13 protein-coding genes are annotated in these 14,132 nt (G+C 67.1%); 5 read left to right on the top strand and 8 right to left on the bottom strand.

Annotated elements, in window-relative coordinates; translation table 11 throughout:
* Window positions 1-130: 130 nt before the first annotated feature.
* A complete protein-coding gene (gene lpxC, locus PL79_RS29800) occupies window positions 131-1,048 on the top strand; it encodes a UDP-3-O-acyl-N-acetylglucosamine deacetylase (RefSeq protein ID WP_044844229.1) in 918 nt (305 codons plus the stop codon).
* Window positions 1,049-1,138: 90 nt separating this feature from the next.
* Here the strand turns inward: lpxC and PL79_RS29795 are convergent, their stop codons facing one another.
* Window positions 1,139-1,618: a DUF721 domain-containing protein gene (locus tag PL79_RS29795; RefSeq protein ID WP_044844228.1), complete on the bottom strand. Its 480-nt coding sequence runs from the start codon at window positions 1,616-1,618 to the stop codon at window positions 1,139-1,141.
* Window positions 1,619-1,885: 267 nt separating this feature from the next.
* Between PL79_RS29795 and secA the strand changes: the two genes are divergently transcribed.
* The 4 genes from secA (at window position 1,886) to PL79_RS29775 (ending at window position 7,398) form a co-directional block, all read left to right on the top strand.
* Complete coding sequence (secA, locus tag PL79_RS29790) at window positions 1,886-4,684, top strand: preprotein translocase subunit SecA (RefSeq protein ID WP_135801176.1); 2,799 nt, start codon at window positions 1,886-1,888, stop codon at window positions 4,682-4,684.
* 143 nt (window positions 4,685-4,827) lie between these two features.
* The gene (gene argJ, locus PL79_RS29785) at window positions 4,828-6,069 is read left to right on the top strand and encodes a bifunctional glutamate N-acetyltransferase/amino-acid acetyltransferase ArgJ (RefSeq protein WP_044844226.1); all 1,242 of its coding nucleotides are present in this window, start codon (window positions 4,828-4,830) and stop codon (window positions 6,067-6,069) included.
* Between the two features lie 19 nt (window positions 6,070-6,088).
* Window positions 6,089-6,958, top strand: coding sequence for an ATP-binding protein (locus tag PL79_RS29780; RefSeq protein ID WP_044844225.1), 870 nt, complete (start codon window positions 6,089-6,091; stop codon window positions 6,956-6,958).
* Window positions 6,955-7,398, top strand: a complete 444-nt coding sequence (locus PL79_RS29775; protein ID WP_044844224.1) for an NUDIX domain-containing protein — start codon at window positions 6,955-6,957, stop codon at window positions 7,396-7,398. Before PL79_RS29780 ends, PL79_RS29775 begins: the two co-directional genes overlap by 4 nt.
* Before the next feature lie 61 nt (window positions 7,399-7,459).
* On the opposite strand, the gene PL79_RS29770 is transcribed toward PL79_RS29775, so the two are convergent.
* From PL79_RS29770 to PL79_RS29740, 7 genes are all read right to left on the bottom strand, one after another.
* Window positions 7,460-7,660, bottom strand: a complete 201-nt coding sequence (locus PL79_RS29770) for a DNA gyrase inhibitor YacG (RefSeq protein WP_039317342.1) — start codon at window positions 7,658-7,660, stop codon at window positions 7,460-7,462.
* A 28-nt stretch (window positions 7,661-7,688) separates the two neighbouring features.
* On the bottom strand, window positions 7,689-8,444 hold the full coding sequence (zapD, locus tag PL79_RS29765) for a cell division protein ZapD (RefSeq protein ID WP_044844223.1): 756 nt from the start codon (window positions 8,442-8,444) through the stop codon (window positions 7,689-7,691).
* Window positions 8,445-8,553: 109 nt separating this feature from the next.
* Window positions 8,554-9,162: a dephospho-CoA kinase gene (coaE, locus tag PL79_RS29760; RefSeq protein WP_044844222.1), complete on the bottom strand. Its 609-nt coding sequence runs from the start codon at window positions 9,160-9,162 to the stop codon at window positions 8,554-8,556.
* A gap of 84 nt (window positions 9,163-9,246) precedes the next feature.
* A complete protein-coding gene (locus PL79_RS29755) occupies window positions 9,247-10,158 on the bottom strand; it encodes a prepilin peptidase (protein WP_044844221.1) in 912 nt (303 codons plus the stop codon).
* 45 nt (window positions 10,159-10,203) lie between these two features.
* A complete protein-coding gene (locus PL79_RS29750) occupies window positions 10,204-11,409 on the bottom strand; it encodes a type II secretion system F family protein (protein ID WP_044844250.1) in 1,206 nt (401 codons plus the stop codon).
* A gap of 5 nt (window positions 11,410-11,414) precedes the next feature.
* Complete coding sequence (locus PL79_RS29745; protein WP_044844220.1) at window positions 11,415-12,692, bottom strand: GspE/PulE family protein; 1,278 nt, start codon at window positions 12,690-12,692, stop codon at window positions 11,415-11,417.
* Window positions 12,693-12,774: 82 nt separating this feature from the next.
* Window positions 12,775-14,061, bottom strand: a complete 1,287-nt coding sequence (locus tag PL79_RS29740) for an HlyC/CorC family transporter (protein WP_082088470.1) — start codon at window positions 14,059-14,061, stop codon at window positions 12,775-12,777.
* Window positions 14,062-14,132 lie beyond the last annotated feature (71 nt).

The following is a 14,132-nucleotide window of genomic DNA, read 5'->3' as shown; positions in this document are numbered from 1 at the left end:
ATCGGCGCGGGTAACCAGTCGAAACAGATTGATACGCAGTTTCAAACAGCGTCGAATAGGGAATTACGCTATAATCTCACCTATCGAATATAACTCCTGATTGATATTCTCAATCAAGACGAAGAACATCATGCTGAAGCAGCGCACCATCAAATCGATCGTGAAGACCGTGGGCATCGGTCTCCACTCGGGCCGCAAGGTCGAACTGACGCTCCGCCCGGCCGCGCCGGGCACGGGGATCGTATTCTCGCGCGTCGACCTGCCCACGCCTGTCGACATTCCGGCATCCGCGATGTCGATCGGCGACACGCGGCTCGCGTCGGTGCTGCAGAAGGACGGAGCGCGCGTGTCGACCGTCGAGCACCTGATGTCGGCGTGCGCCGGCCTCGGCATCGACAACCTCTATGTCGACGTGACGGCCGAGGAAATCCCGATCATGGACGGCAGCGCCGCGTCCTTCGTGTTCCTGATCCAGTCCGCGGGCATCGAGGAGCAGAACGCGCCGAAGCGCTTCATCAAGGTGAAGAAGCCGGTCGAAATCCGCGACGGCGACAAGTTCGCGCGTCTCGATCCGTATTTCGGCTTCAAGCTGAAGTTCACGATCGACTTTCGTCACCCGGCCGTCGACAAGACCGGCCAGGAGCTCGAGGTCGATTTCGCGAATACGTCGTACGTGCGCGAGATCGCGCGTGCGCGCACGTTCGGTTTTGCCCATGAAGTCGAAATGATGCGCGAGCTGGGTCTCGCGCGCGGCGGCAGCATGGACAACGCGATCGTGCTCGACGAGTACCGGATCCTGAACAACGACGGGCTGCGTTACGACGACGAGTTCGTGAAGCACAAGATGCTCGATGCGATCGGCGACCTGTACGTGGTCGGCCATCCGCTGCTGGCGTCGTACACCGCGTACAAGTCGGGCCACGGGCTGAACAACGCGCTGCTGCGCGAACTGCTCGCGCACGAAGACGCGTACGAGATCGTCACGTTCGACGATCCGCAGGCTGCGCCGAAGGGCTTCGCGTTCGACGCGCAGACGGCCTTCGCCTGATCGGCGTCCGGCGCCCCGCGATAAAAAAAGCGACCCTCGGGTCGCTTTTTTATTGGGCGGCCGGCCCGCACGGGCGGTGGCGGCGCGCGTTCAGCGCGACGACTTCGCACCGTGCCGTGCGGCCATCCGCGCGAGCGCGGCCTGCAGCGGCGACGGCTCGAGGTGATCGGCGAGTTCGCGCAACGCGGCGGCGCCGACGGTCGTCATGCGCGCCTGCTTCACGTGCGGCGGTTCCGGCGCGTCCTTCGGACGCACGCGAACGCGCAGCGCCGAGACCGGCCAGCCGCGCTTCTGGAGATCGGCGAGCAGGCGCGGCTCGACCTGCCGCAGGCGGGCCGCGAGCGCATTGTGCGCGGCAAAGAGGGTCAGGGTGCCGTCCTTGATGGAGCCCGGTTCGACATGACTCGCAAGATAGTCGGGCAGGAGCGCGGCGAGGTCGCGCTGCAGCGACGCGACCTGTTCGACGCCGGCGCGCAGCGCCGCGAACGCGTCGGTGCGGTTGAGCACTTCGGACACGGGTTGCGGGCGATATGCGGGGAGCGGGCCGAAACGCTTGGAAAATCGATTCATCGAGGCATTCTTCGGGCGCGCACGGGCGCGGACGTTGACGCCGATTGTACCCGCGCCGGCTCCCGCACGGGCGGCTTTCGGGCCGTGCGCCCGGTTGCCTGCACGGGTTCGGCGTGCGGCGTGGGTCAGGCCGGGACACCGGCGCATGCTTCCTCGCGTGCTAAAATTCCTCGTTTGATTCCACTAATTCGCTAAGCCGCCGAGGCTCGGGCGTCGGGGCGCGCAACACGCGCCGGGCGCCGGTGCTGCGACGCAGGATCCGATCCGATGACAACCGGTTTTCTCCAGAAAATTTTTGGCAGCCGCAACCAGCGGCTCGTCAAGCAATACCAAAAGACCGTCGCGACGATCAATGCGCTCGAAACGCAGATCGAGAAGCTGACGGACGACCAGTTGCGCGGCAAGACGGATGAGTTCCGCCAGCGGATCGCGGGCGGCGAGTCGCTCGACAAGCTGCTGCCCGAGGCGTTCGCGGTCTGCCGGGAGGCGAGCCGCCGCGTGCTGAAGATGCGCCATTTCGACGTGCAGCTGATCGGCGGCATGGTGCTCCACTACGGCAAGATCGCGGAAATGCGCACCGGCGAAGGCAAGACGCTCGTCGCGACGCTGCCCGTGTACCTGAATGCGCTGGCCGGCCGTGGCGTGCACGTGGTGACGGTCAACGACTACCTCGCGCAGCGCGACGCCGAATGGATGGCGCGCCTCTACAACTTCCTCGGTCTGTCGGTCGGCATCAACCTGTCCGGCATGGAACACGACCAGAAGCAGCAGGCCTACGCGTCGGACATCACCTACGGCACGAACAACGAGTTCGGCTTCGACTACCTGCGCGACAACATGGTCTACGAGACCGACGCGCGCGTGCAGCGGGCCCTGAACTTCGCGGTCGTCGACGAAGTGGACTCGATCCTGATCGACGAGGCGCGTACGCCGCTGATCATTTCGGGCCAGGCGGAAGACCACACCGAGCTGTACGTGCGGATGAACGCGCTGCCGCCGCTGCTCGAGCGCCAGATCGGCGAGGAGAAGGCCGATGGCACGGGCGTCGAGAAGCCGGGCGACTACACGCTCGACGAGAAGTCGCGCCAGGTGTTCCTGACGGAGTCGGGCCACGAGAAGGCCGAGCGGCTGCTCGCCGAGTGGGGCCTGATCGGCGAGGGCGAGAGCCTGTACGCACCGCAGAACATCACGCTGATGCACCACGTGTACGCGGCGCTGCGCGCCCACACGCTGTTCCACAAGGATCAGCACTACGTCGTGCAGAACGGCGAAGTGGTGATCGTCGACGAATTCACGGGCCGCCTGATGGCGGACCGCCGCTGGTCCGACGGCCTGCACCAGGCGGTCGAGGCGAAGGAGCACGTGAAGATCCAGAGCGAGAACCAGACGCTCGCCTCGATCACGTTCCAGAACTACTTCCGGATGTACGCGAAGCTCGCGGGCATGACGGGCACGGCGGACACCGAAGCGTACGAATTCAACGAGATCTACGGCCTCGAGACGGTCGTGATCCCGACCAACCGTCCGCCGAAGCGGATCGACAAGCAGGACCAGATCTACAAGACGGCCAAGGAGCGCTACGACGCGGTGATCCGCGACATTCGCGAGTGCTACGAGCGCGGTCAGCCGGTGCTGGTCGGCACGACGTCGATCGAGAACTCGGAACTGCTGTCGCACCTGCTGAAGCAGGCCGGGCTGCCGCACGAGGTGCTGAACGCGAAGCAGCACGAGCGCGAAGCGGCGATCGTCGCGGAAGCCGGCCGTCCGAAGCGCATCACGATCGCGACCAACATGGCCGGTCGCGGGACCGACATCGTGCTCGGCGGCAACGCGGAGAAGCAGGCCGCATTCATCGAAGCCGACGAAGCGATCCCGGCCGACGAAAAGGCGCGCCGCATCAAGCAGTTGCACGACGAGTGGGAAACGCTGCACGAGCAGGTGAAGGCCGCGGGCGGCCTGCACATCATCGGCACCGAGCGCCATGAATCGCGCCGGATCGACAACCAGCTGCGCGGCCGTGCGGGCCGCCAGGGCGATCCGGGCTCGTCGCGCTTCTACCTGTCGCTCGACGATCCGCTGCTGCGCATCTTCGCGGGCGACCGCGTGCGCTCGATCATGGATCGCCTGAAGATGCCGGAAGGCGAGGCGATCGAGGCCGGCATCGTCACGCGTTCGATCGAATCGGCGCAGCGCAAGGTCGAAGCGCGCAACTTCGACATCCGCAAGCAGCTGCTCGAATACGACGACGTGTCGAACGACCAGCGCAAGGTGATCTACCAGCAGCGCAACGAATTGCTCGAAGCGCACGACATCACCGAGACGATCTCGGCGATGCGTCACGGCGTGATCACCGAAGTCGTCCGCCAGTTCGTGCCGGAAGGCAGCATCGAGGAACAGTGGGACGTGCCCGAGCTCGAGGAAGCCCTGCGCAACGACTGGCAGCTCGACCTCGCGATCCAGGAAATGGTGAACGAGTCGTCGTCGATCACGGCCGACGAGATTCTCGAAGCCGTGACGACCGCCGCCGACGAGCAGTATGAGGCGAAGGTCGCGCTGGTCGGCCGCGAATCGTTCAGCGCGTTCGAGCGTTCGGTGATGCTGCAGACGGTCGACCGGCTGTGGCGCGAGCACCTCGCGGCGCTCGACCACCTGCGCCAGGGCATCCACCTGCGCGGCTATGCGCAGAAGAACCCGAAGCAGGAATACAAGCGCGAAGCGTTCGAGCTGTTCGCCGCGATGCTCGACGCGATCAAGCAGGAAGTCACGCGCATCGTGATGAACGTGCAGATCCAGTCGCCGGAGCAGCTCGAGGAAGCCGCCGAGCAGATCGAGGAGCGCGGCGGTCATCTCGAAAACGTCGAGTTTCAGCACGCCGACTACGCGGAATCCGGCGCGCCGGTCGCGAACGTCGCAGCCGCCACCGCGGCCACGGCGACGGCCGACATGGTCGGCAGCGCGATGACCCACAGCGGCCCCGGCGGCGAGATGCCGAAGGTCGGCCGCAACGACCCGTGCCCGTGCGGCAGCGGCAAGAAGTACAAGCAATGTCACGGGAGGCTGTCATGATCGGCGGCGGCGCGCATCCGCGTGCCGCTTCGTTCGCAGCTTCGAGTCAGTGACGTGAGTTGCGGCGGCCCGCGCGTGCGGCCGCCGGTTCTTCCAATCGATGCCGGCGCGTGCCGGCATTTTCCATCCGGCAGGTGTGCCCCATGGCTGTCAATTTTCCGTCGATCGATCCCGCCCAACTCCATCCCGTCGCCGGCGTCACGCTCGGCTGGGCGGAAGCGAACATCCGCAAGCCGAATCGCAAGGACGTGCTGGTCATCTCCGTCGACGAAGGGGCGACGGTCGCCGGCGTATTCACCGAGAACCGCTTCTGCGCCGCGCCCGTGATCGTGTGCCGCGAGCATCTCGCGAAGGTGCGCGCGGGCGGCGCGGGCATCCGCGCGCTCGTCGTGAACACGGGCAACGCGAATGCGGGCACCGGCGAGCCGGGCCTCGCGAACACCCGCGAAACCTGCGCGGAACTCGCGCGCCTCGCGGGCCTCGACGCCGCCCAGGTGCTGCCGTTCTCGACCGGCGTGATTCTCGAGCCGCTGCCGATCGACCGCCTGAAGGCCGGGCTGCCGGCCGCGCTCGCGAACCGCAAGGCCGCGAACTGGTACGACGCCGCGCAGGCGATCATGACGACTGACACGCTGCCGAAGGCCACGTCGCGCCAGGTGACGATCGACGGCCATACGGTCACGCTGACGGGCATCAGCAAGGGCGCGGGCATGATCAAGCCGAACATGGCGACGATGCTCGGCTTCCTCGCGTTCGATGCGAACGTCGCGCAGCCGGTACTCGACACGCTCGTAAAGGAAGTGGCCGACCGCTCGTTCAACTGCATCACGATCGACGGCGACACGTCGACGAACGACTCGTTCATCCTGATCGCGTCGGGCAAGAGCACGCTGCCCGCGATCACGTCGACCGACTCGCCGGCTTATGCGGCGCTGCGCGGTGCAGTGACGCAGGTTGCCCAGCAGCTGTCGCAGCTGATCGTGCGCGACGGCGAAGGCGCGACGAAATTCATGACGGTGCAGGTCGAGGGCGGCAAGAGCGTCGCCGAGTGCCGCCAGATCGCGTATGCGATCGGGCATTCGCCGCTGGTGAAGACGGCCTTCTATGCATCCGACCCCAACCTGGGCCGGATTCTCGCGGCGATCGGCTACGCGGGCGTCACGGATCTCGACGTCGGCAAGATCGATCTCTATCTCGACGACGTGCTCGTCGCGAAGGCCGGCGGCCGCAACCCGGCTTATCAGGAAGAGGACGGCCAGCGCGTGATGAAGCAGAGCGAAATCACGATCCGCGTGCTGCTCGGCCGCGGCGACGCGCAGGCAACGGTCTGGACGTGCGACCTGTCGCACGATTACGTGAGCATCAACGCGGACTACCGCTCCTGATCGGGAGCGCTCGAACGACATGGACAAGCTCGAACAGTTTCTGACGCGCGCGGAAGCGCTGCTCGGCCGCCTCGAGGGGATGCTGCCCCCGGCGCCGGCGGCCGTCGACTGGAACGCCGCCACCGCGTTCCGCTGGCGCAAGCGCCAGGGGCGCGGCTATCTGCAGCCGGTGCCGGCAGCGTCGACGATCACGCTCGACGACCTGCACAACATCGATCGGCAGAAAGGGCTGATCGAGCAGAACACGCGACAGTTCGTGCAGTGCAAGCCGGCGAACAACGTGCTGCTGACCGGTGCCCGCGGCACCGGCAAGTCGTCGCTGATCAAGGCGTGCCTGAACGCCTATGCGAAGGACGGGCTGCGCCTGATCGAAGTCGACAAGGACGATCTTCACGATCTCGGCGACATCGTCGAGGTGATCTCGCAGCGTCCGGAGCGGTTCATCGTGTTCTGCGACGACCTGTCGTTCGAGGATGGCGAATCGGGCTACAAGGCGCTGAAGGTCGCGCTCGACGGCTCGATCGCCGCGCAGTCCGACAACGTGCTGATCTACGCGACGTCGAATCGCCGCCATCTGCTGCCCGAGTACATGAGCGACAACGAGTCGTACAAGCATCTGCCGGACGGCGAGATCCACCCCGGCGAAGTCGTCGAGGAAAAGATCTCGCTGTCGGAGCGCTTCGGCCTGTGGGTCAGCTTCTACCCGTTCAAGCAGGACGACTACCTCGACATCGTCGCGCACTGGCTGCGCCATTTCGGTTGCGCGGACGCCGAGATCGAGACGGCACGCGGCGATGCGCTCGTCTGGGCGCTCGAGCGCGGTTCGCGTTCGGGGCGTGTCGCATGGCAGTTCGCGCGCGACTGGTCGGGCCGCAAGGAGCAGGCATGAGCACGGATTCCGTAACGAGCGCCGTGCGCGCGCCCGACGGCCGGAAGGTGACGGAGGTCGCGGTCGGCGTGATGGTGCAGCCAGACGGTCGCTACCTGCTCGCGCAGCGGCTGCAGGGCAAGCCGTATGAAGGCTATTGGGAGTTTCCGGGCGGCAAGCTGGAGGCCGGGGAGAGCGTCGAGGACGCGCTGGCGCGTGAGCTGCACGAGGAGCTCGGCATCGAAGTCACGGCCAGCCACCGCTGGCATACGCTCGAACACGATTATCCGCACGCGTACGTGCGGCTCTATTTCTGCAAGGTGACGGGCTGGACGGGCGAGCCGCACAGCAAGGAAGGGCAGGCGTTCGTATGGCAGCAACTGCCGGTCGAGGTCGCGCCGCTGTTGCCGGCGGCGCTGCCGGTGCTGGAACTGCTCGAGAAGGAAGCGGCGTCGCAATGACGCCGTGACGGCTCGCCTGAAAGGCGGGCCGTATCCGCCCATGGGCGGTGCCGTGCGCCGCTCAGCTGTCGCGGCGGCCGTCGGTGCCGTCTTCCTCCGAAGACGGACCCTCGTCGGAGGATCCGCCGATCCGGTACTTTTCCGCGGCCCATGCGCCGAGGTCGAGCTGCTTGCAGCGGGCCGAACAGAAGGGACGGAACTTGTTTTCAGGCGTCCAGCGCACTTCTGCGCCGCACGAAGGACATTTCACAACGGTAGTCATACGAAAGCGTCGAACCGGCACACGGCCGTTACAGATTGCACAGTGTCAGATGGAACGGCACGTCGATGTCCACCGCGCGCGGCCGCACGTCGCCGTCCTGCATGGTGAACCGTACCCACAACATGTATTTGTTGGCGCTCGCTTCGGGAATCACGCGCAGCTCCGGCGGCACGCGCACCTGCATCAGCTGATAGGTGCGCCCCGACAGCATCTGCTGGTAGCTGCCCTGCATCGCCATCACCTTCGACGCCTGGCCCGATTCGCGCGCGAGCCGCAGCACGATCGCCGCGGCATCGCGCAGCGGCAGCAGCGGCAGGATCCATTTCGCGATGTCCTGGCGCCGCTGTTCCGCGGGCCATTGCTGCCACGCGTAGTACGACGGCAGGTCGAACTTGCACGTGCCGCCGGGAATCACCGCGCGGCTGCGGATGCTGGCGAGCCACTCGTTGTCGACCAGATGCTGCCCGGTCTTGCCCTGCATCTGCGCAAGATTGGCGAGCGTCTGCTCGATTTCACCGAGCACGGACTCGAGCGCATTCTGTTCGATGCCCGGATTGCCGCGAAAGGGGGCGAGCGTCTGGCGTTGACGTTCGAGCTCTTTCATCAGATCCGATTTCAGGTCCGCGCGGCCCGTGACCTCGGCGATTTCGAACAGCGTCGTCAGCGCGACGTGATGCTCACGCGGGTCCTCCTGAGCCAAAAAGAACGCGAAGCGCTCGAACAGGTCTTCGAGGCGCAACAGCGTGCGAATTCGCTCGTTGAACGGATACTCGTAAAGAATCAAGCGCGCTCGCCTCTAGGGTAGGGATTGAAACAATGCAGGACATTCTAATGCTCACTGTCTACCCTAGCAACGCACCAATTTCGTACACCATCACGATCGCACGCCGCGATCAGTGCGCGGCAGCCGCCAATGCGAGATAGCGTTGGTGCAGTGCATCGACCTGCGCGCCGAGCGCATCGGGTGTCGTCGCGTCGTTGACGATCACGTCGTCGGCCGCTGCGAGACGCGCTTCGCGGGTTGCCTGTCTCGCGATGATCGCTTCGACCTGTTCGTGCGTGAAATCATTGCGTCGCATCACACGTGCGATCTGCGTTTCGACCGGACAGTCGACCACGAGCACACGATCGCTGCGCGCCTTCCAGTTACCTGACTCCACGAGCAGCGGCACGACGAAGATCACGTAAGGGCCCTGCGCTGCGCGGGCTTCGCGATCGGTTTCGGCGCGGATCAGCGGATGCGTGATCGCCTCGAGGCGCCGGCGTGCATCGTCGTCGCTGAAAATGAGTGCGCGCATCTTCGCGCGATCGAGCGAGCCGTCGGCCGCGACGAAGTCCGGTCCGAATGCGTGTTCGATCGCGGGCATCGCGAGACCGGCCGGTGCGGTGATGCGGTGCGCGATCAGGTCGGTGTCGACGAGCGATGCACCGCGTGCGGCGAACAGGTCGGCGACGGTCGTCTTGCCGCTGCCGATGCCGCCGGTCAGTCCTATTGCAAACATGTGAGCCTCCGCCGGGCCGCCGCGCGGAAGCGAAGCGCCTCCCCGCGACGCAGCGAACATGGCGGACGCCGGCAGCGTGTCATGTCAGCCGCCGAGCGCCGAATAGAAAGGGGTACCGAAAAACAGCGTGGCGACGCCGCCTGCCGCGAGGAACGGGCCGAACGGAATCGGCTCCTCGAAGCGCATGCGCCCGCGCCAGGTCGCGACGAGCCCGACGAGCGCACCCGTCACCGCGGCGAACAGCACGACCTGCGGCAGCGCGGCCCAGCCCATCCACGCGCCGAGCGCGGCGAGCAACTTCAGGTCGCCGAAGCCGATGCCCTCGATGCCGCGCAGCCACTTGAACAGCCAGTAGACCGACCACAGGAACAGGTAGCCGGCCATCGCGCCGACCACGGCCGAACGCAGCGACGTGAACGTGCCGCCGAGATTCAGTGCGAGCCCGGCCCACAGCAGCGGCAGTGTCATCGAATCGGGCAGGTAGCCGGTCTGGATATCGATCGCGCTCATCGCCAGCAGCGCGGCGCACAGTCCGAACGCGGCGAGTGCGGCAACGGTGGGGCCGAACGCGGCGAGCGAACCGGCGGCGAGCAGCGCACCGGCGAGCTCGACGAGCGGATAGCGCACGCCGATCGCATGGCCGCACTGACGGCAGCGCCCGCGCAACAGCAGGTAGCTGACGAGCGGGATGTTTTCCCACGCGCGCAGCACGTGACCGCAATGCGGACAGGCGCTGCGCGGGCGCCACAGATCGTAGTGCGGCGGATAGCCGTCGTCCGGCGGCGAGCTTGCGCTGCCGGTTGCTTCGGCGATTTCGGCCTGCCACGCGCGCTGCATCATCACCGGGACCCGGTGCACGACGACGTTCACGAAGCTGCCGACGCACAGGCCGAGCACGACGGCGAACGCATACTGCACCGCGAGCGGCAGCATCGCCAGCGCGTGCAACGTGCTGTCGGGCGAGTCGAAAACGGCGGTCAGGGGCGCGGGCGTCATGGGGCTCGGGTTCGGGCTTGAAAGGCGACAGAATCGGTTGCGATGCTACACCACGTTGCCCAGCTGAAGGATGGGCAGATACATCGCGATCACGAGGCCGCCGACGAGCGCACCCAGGACGATCACGATCAGCGGCTCGCCGAGCGCGGCGAGCGCATCGAGCCGTGCGTCGAGCTGACGCTCGCATAGCGCGGCGATATCGGCGAGCATCGTGTCGAGTGCGCCGGTTTCCTCGGCGACGGCGATCGGCTGCACGACGTCGTCCGGGAAGCAGCCCGCCGCGTGCATCGCATCGGCGAGACGCGCGCCGCGCAGCACGTGCGTCGCGATCTGCGCGGTGGCCTGCTCGAACACCGGATGGCCGGCGGTGCGTTCGAGCGTGGCGAATGCATCGGCGAGCGGGACGCCCGCACCGAGCAGCGTTGCGAGCGAGCGGCACCAGCGCGCGGTCGCGAACCGCGTGAGCGCGCCGCCGACGAGCGGCGCATCCAGCACGTGCCGCGCGGCCGTGTAGCGCAGCGATGGCGAGCGCCGCAGCGCGTGACGTGCGGCGAGCCCCGCCACCGCTGCCCCGGCGACGAACGTGCCGCCCCAGGCCGAGGTCGCGGACGAGAGGGCGAGCAGGGCTCGGGTCGGCGCCGGCAAGGCCGCGCCGAAGCCGTCGAAGATCTGCCGGAACGTCGGCACGACCCACACCATCAGCGCGGCCGAGATCGCGAGCGCGAACACGATGACGGCGACCGGGTAGGCGAGCGCGGCACGCAGCTTGCGCCATTGCGCGTCGGCGCGTTCGCGGTGTTCCGCGACGCGGGTCAGTACGGTGCCGAGCGCGCCCGATGCTTCGCCTACCTCGATCAACTGGCGATACAGCGTGCCGAACTGGGACGGGTAGCGTGCGAGCGCGGCGGCGAAGCGTTGCCCGCCGACGATCTCGCGTGCGAGGCCGGCGGCGATGCGCGGCAGCCCGTCACGCGTGCGGGTGCGCGCGAGCATCTCGAGCGACGGTGCGAGCGGCAGTCCGGCCTGCAGCAGGCTCGCGAGCTGACGCGTGAAGCGCGTGACTTCCCGCGCGCCGGCCGACGGCGGCCGGGCCGTGCCGCGGACATCGAGCGACAGCACCGTGACGCCGTCGCGCGCGAGCGCCGCACGTGCGGCGGCGGCATCGAAGGCGATGACGTTCCCGCGGCATCGCGTGCCGTCGCGACGACGGCCACGCCACGCGAAACGCGTCTCGTGCGGCGGTGCAGGCATCGCGATCACGCGTCGGGCGTCGCGGCCAGCGCTTCCGCGACGCTCGTCGTACCGTCGCGAACGTGCGCGAGTGCCGCGTCGCGCAGACTGCGTACGCCCTCGGCTGCCGCGCATTGCGCGAGCACACCGACGCTTGCGCGCGCGACGATGCGTTCCGCCATCTCCGGTGAAACCGGCATCGTCTGATGCAGGCCGATGCGGCCTCGATAACCGATGCCGTGACAGGCGGCACAGCCGCGCGCGACGAACGGGCGCCACCCGGATTCCAGTGCTGCCGGATTGCAGCCTACTTCGCGCAGCGCGCGCACCGACGCGTCCGAACGCACGCGGCAGGTGGGGCACAGGCGCCGCACGAGGCGTTGCGCGGTGACGAGGCGCAACGCGGCGGCGAGGTTGTATGGCGCGACGCCGATGTCGAGCAGTCGCGCGACGGCTGCCGGCGCGTCGTTCGTATGCAGCGTGGACAGCACGAGGTGCCCGGTCTGTGCGGCCTTGATCGCGACGTCGGCCGTCTCCGCATCGCGAATCTCGCCGACCATGATGACGTCCGGGTCCTGACGCAGCAGCGCGCGCAGCGCAGTGGCGAACGTCAGCCCGGCTTTTTCGGCGACGCCGACCTGGTTGATGCCGTCGAGCTGGATCTCGGCCGGATCCTCGACCGTGCACACGTTGTGCGCATCGCGGTCGAGCATCTGCAGCGCGCAGTAGAGCGACAGCGTCTTGCCGCTGCCGGTCGGCCCGGTGACGAGCACGAGACCGTGCGGCGCGCGTATCGCGGCTTCCATCGCCGCGGCCTGCCGCGCGTCGAAGCCGAGACGCGCGAGCGTGAGGTCGGGCGGCAGCGTTTCGAGGCGGCGCAACACGAGCTTCTCGCCGAACAGCGTGGGCAGCGAGCTGACCCGGTAGTCGCCGCGCGTGCCGCCGTCGACCGCGATGCGCAGCCGGCCGTCCTGCGGAAGCCGGCGCTCGGCGATGTCCATGCGGGCGAGCACCTTGATCCGCGTCACGAGCGCGTCGCGCAGATGAGCGGGCGGCCGCGCGTGTTCATGCAGGACGCCATCGATGCGCAGGCGGATGCGCCAGCCTGCTTCGAACGGTTCGACGTGGATGTCGGACGCGTCGCGCACGCGGGCGGCGTGCAGTGTGTCGGTCAGCAGCCGTACGGCGGGCGAGTCGTCGAGTTGCGCCGCATCGAGCGACCGCGGTGTTTCGGCGGGCGATGCGTCGGTGGAGACAGGCGGCCGCTGCGTGTGCAGCGGCGCCCCGGGAAGTGGGAAGTGCATGTGAGCCGGCGCTCGGCCGCCTGTTGATCGTGACCGGCAAATGGTCGCGTATCGTGCGCGGCGCCGACAGTCGGCCGTTCGGCTAGCGCGCGCCGCGTGCGCGCGTGCTGCGCGGCTTGAAGAGCTTGACGGTGCGCACGGCCTGGTCGTCGCTGCGCATGACCTCGAGCATCACGTCGCGGATCTTCAGGCACACGTCGCCTTCGGGGATTTCCTCGAGGATTTCGAGGATCAGGCCATTGAGCGTCTTCGGTCCGTCGGTCGGCAGTTGCAGGTGCAGCCAGCGGTTCAGTTCGCGCAGCGGCATGCTGGCGGCGACGATGCATTCGCCGTTCTCGTTCCAGCCGCCCGCGCGTTCGCCGCGCGGCATCGACGTCGTGAATTCGCCGATCAGTTCCTCGATGATGTCCTCGGGCGTGACGAGCCCCTCGAGTTCGCCGTACTCGTTGACGACGAGCGCGGTCCGCTGGCGGCTTTCCTGGAAATACTGCAGCTGCTGGACGACCGGCGTGCCCGACGGCACGTAGTACGGCTCGGCGAGCAGCGTGCGCAACGTTTCGCGGTCGAAATCCTGATTGTGCAGCCCGGTGAGCGTCTTGCGGACGTGCAGCACGCCGAGCACCTTGTCGATGTCGCCTTCGTAGACGACGAGGCGGTTGTGATAGCAGGTCTCGAGCTGATGCAGGATGTCGTCGAGCGGCGCGTAGAAGTTGAGCGACTCGATCTGGCGGCGCGGCACCATCACGTCGTCGACCGTGATGTTCTCGAGGTCGAACAGGTTGAGCAGGATGCTGCGGTGCTTGGTCGGCATGAAGCTGCTCGACTCGAGCACGATCGCGCGCAGCTCGTCGGCGGACATCCGCTGGTCGCGGCCCTTCTTCGTATTGATGCGCAGCATCCAGAGCACGCCGTTCGCCAGTTCATTGACGAACCAGACGACCGGCTTGAACACGCGCATCAGCGGCGCGATCACGAGACTGGCGGGCAGCGCGATGCGTTCGGGAAAGGTCGCGCCGACGATCTTCGGCGCGATTTCCGCGAACACGATGATCAGGAACGCGACGATGCCGGTCGCGATCGACAGCGCCAGGTTGTTACGGCCGAACGTGTGCAGCGCGAGCGACGTCGTCAGGACCGGGATGATCGTGTTGAACAGGTTGTTGCCGATCAGGATCACGCTGAGCAGCAGGTCGGTGCGCGTGAGGAGACCCTGCGTGGTTTTCGCGCCGAGCACGCCCTGGCCGGCGAGATGCTTCAGCCGATGGCGGTTGAGCGCCATCATCGCGGTCTCGGAAATGGAAAAGAAGCTGGAGCAGAGGAGAAGCAGGAAGACGGCGCCGATTTGCGCCCATAAGGGAATTTGGTCCACGCGTCAGAAGGGCAGTGAAGGACAGGGATGGAGGGAATATAGCAGAGGCCGGCGGCCGGGATGTGTCGTGC

The organism is Burkholderia sp. USMB20 (genome assembly GCF_000949135.2).
GTDB lineage: Bacteria > Pseudomonadota > Gammaproteobacteria > Burkholderiales > Burkholderiaceae > Burkholderia.
The sequence above is the reverse complement of the archived record's forward strand: the minus strand, read 5'-3'. Positions and strand labels throughout refer to the sequence as shown.

Bases quoted from the DNA above. Each gene is read 5' to 3' on its own strand.
- PL79_RS29750 (WP_044844250.1), bottom strand. From the start codon at position 11,409: ATGCCTGCACCGCCGCACGAGACGCGTTTCGCGTGGCGTGGCCGTCGT.
- secA (WP_135801176.1), top strand. From the start codon at position 1,886: ATGACAACCGGTTTTCTCCAGAAAATTTTTGGCAGCCGCAACCAGCGG.
- PL79_RS29755 (WP_044844221.1), bottom strand. From the start codon at position 10,158: ATGACGCCCGCGCCCCTGACCGCCGTTTTCGACTCGCCCGACAGCACG.
- PL79_RS29745 (WP_044844220.1), bottom strand. From the start codon at position 12,692: ATGCACTTCCCACTTCCCGGGGCGCCGCTGCACACGCAGCGGCCGCCT.
- lpxC (WP_044844229.1), top strand. From the start codon at position 131: ATGCTGAAGCAGCGCACCATCAAATCGATCGTGAAGACCGTGGGCATC.
- PL79_RS29780 (WP_044844225.1), top strand. From the start codon at position 6,089: ATGGACAAGCTCGAACAGTTTCTGACGCGCGCGGAAGCGCTGCTCGGC.
- coaE (WP_044844222.1), bottom strand. From the start codon at position 9,162: ATGTTTGCAATAGGACTGACCGGCGGCATCGGCAGCGGCAAGACGACC.
- PL79_RS29775 (WP_044844224.1), top strand. From the start codon at position 6,955: ATGAGCACGGATTCCGTAACGAGCGCCGTGCGCGCGCCCGACGGCCGG.
- PL79_RS29795 (WP_044844228.1), bottom strand. From the start codon at position 1,618: ATGAATCGATTTTCCAAGCGTTTCGGCCCGCTCCCCGCATATCGCCCG.
- argJ (WP_044844226.1), top strand. From the start codon at position 4,828: ATGGCTGTCAATTTTCCGTCGATCGATCCCGCCCAACTCCATCCCGTC.
- PL79_RS29770 (WP_039317342.1), bottom strand. From the start codon at position 7,660: ATGACTACCGTTGTGAAATGTCCTTCGTGCGGCGCAGAAGTGCGCTGG.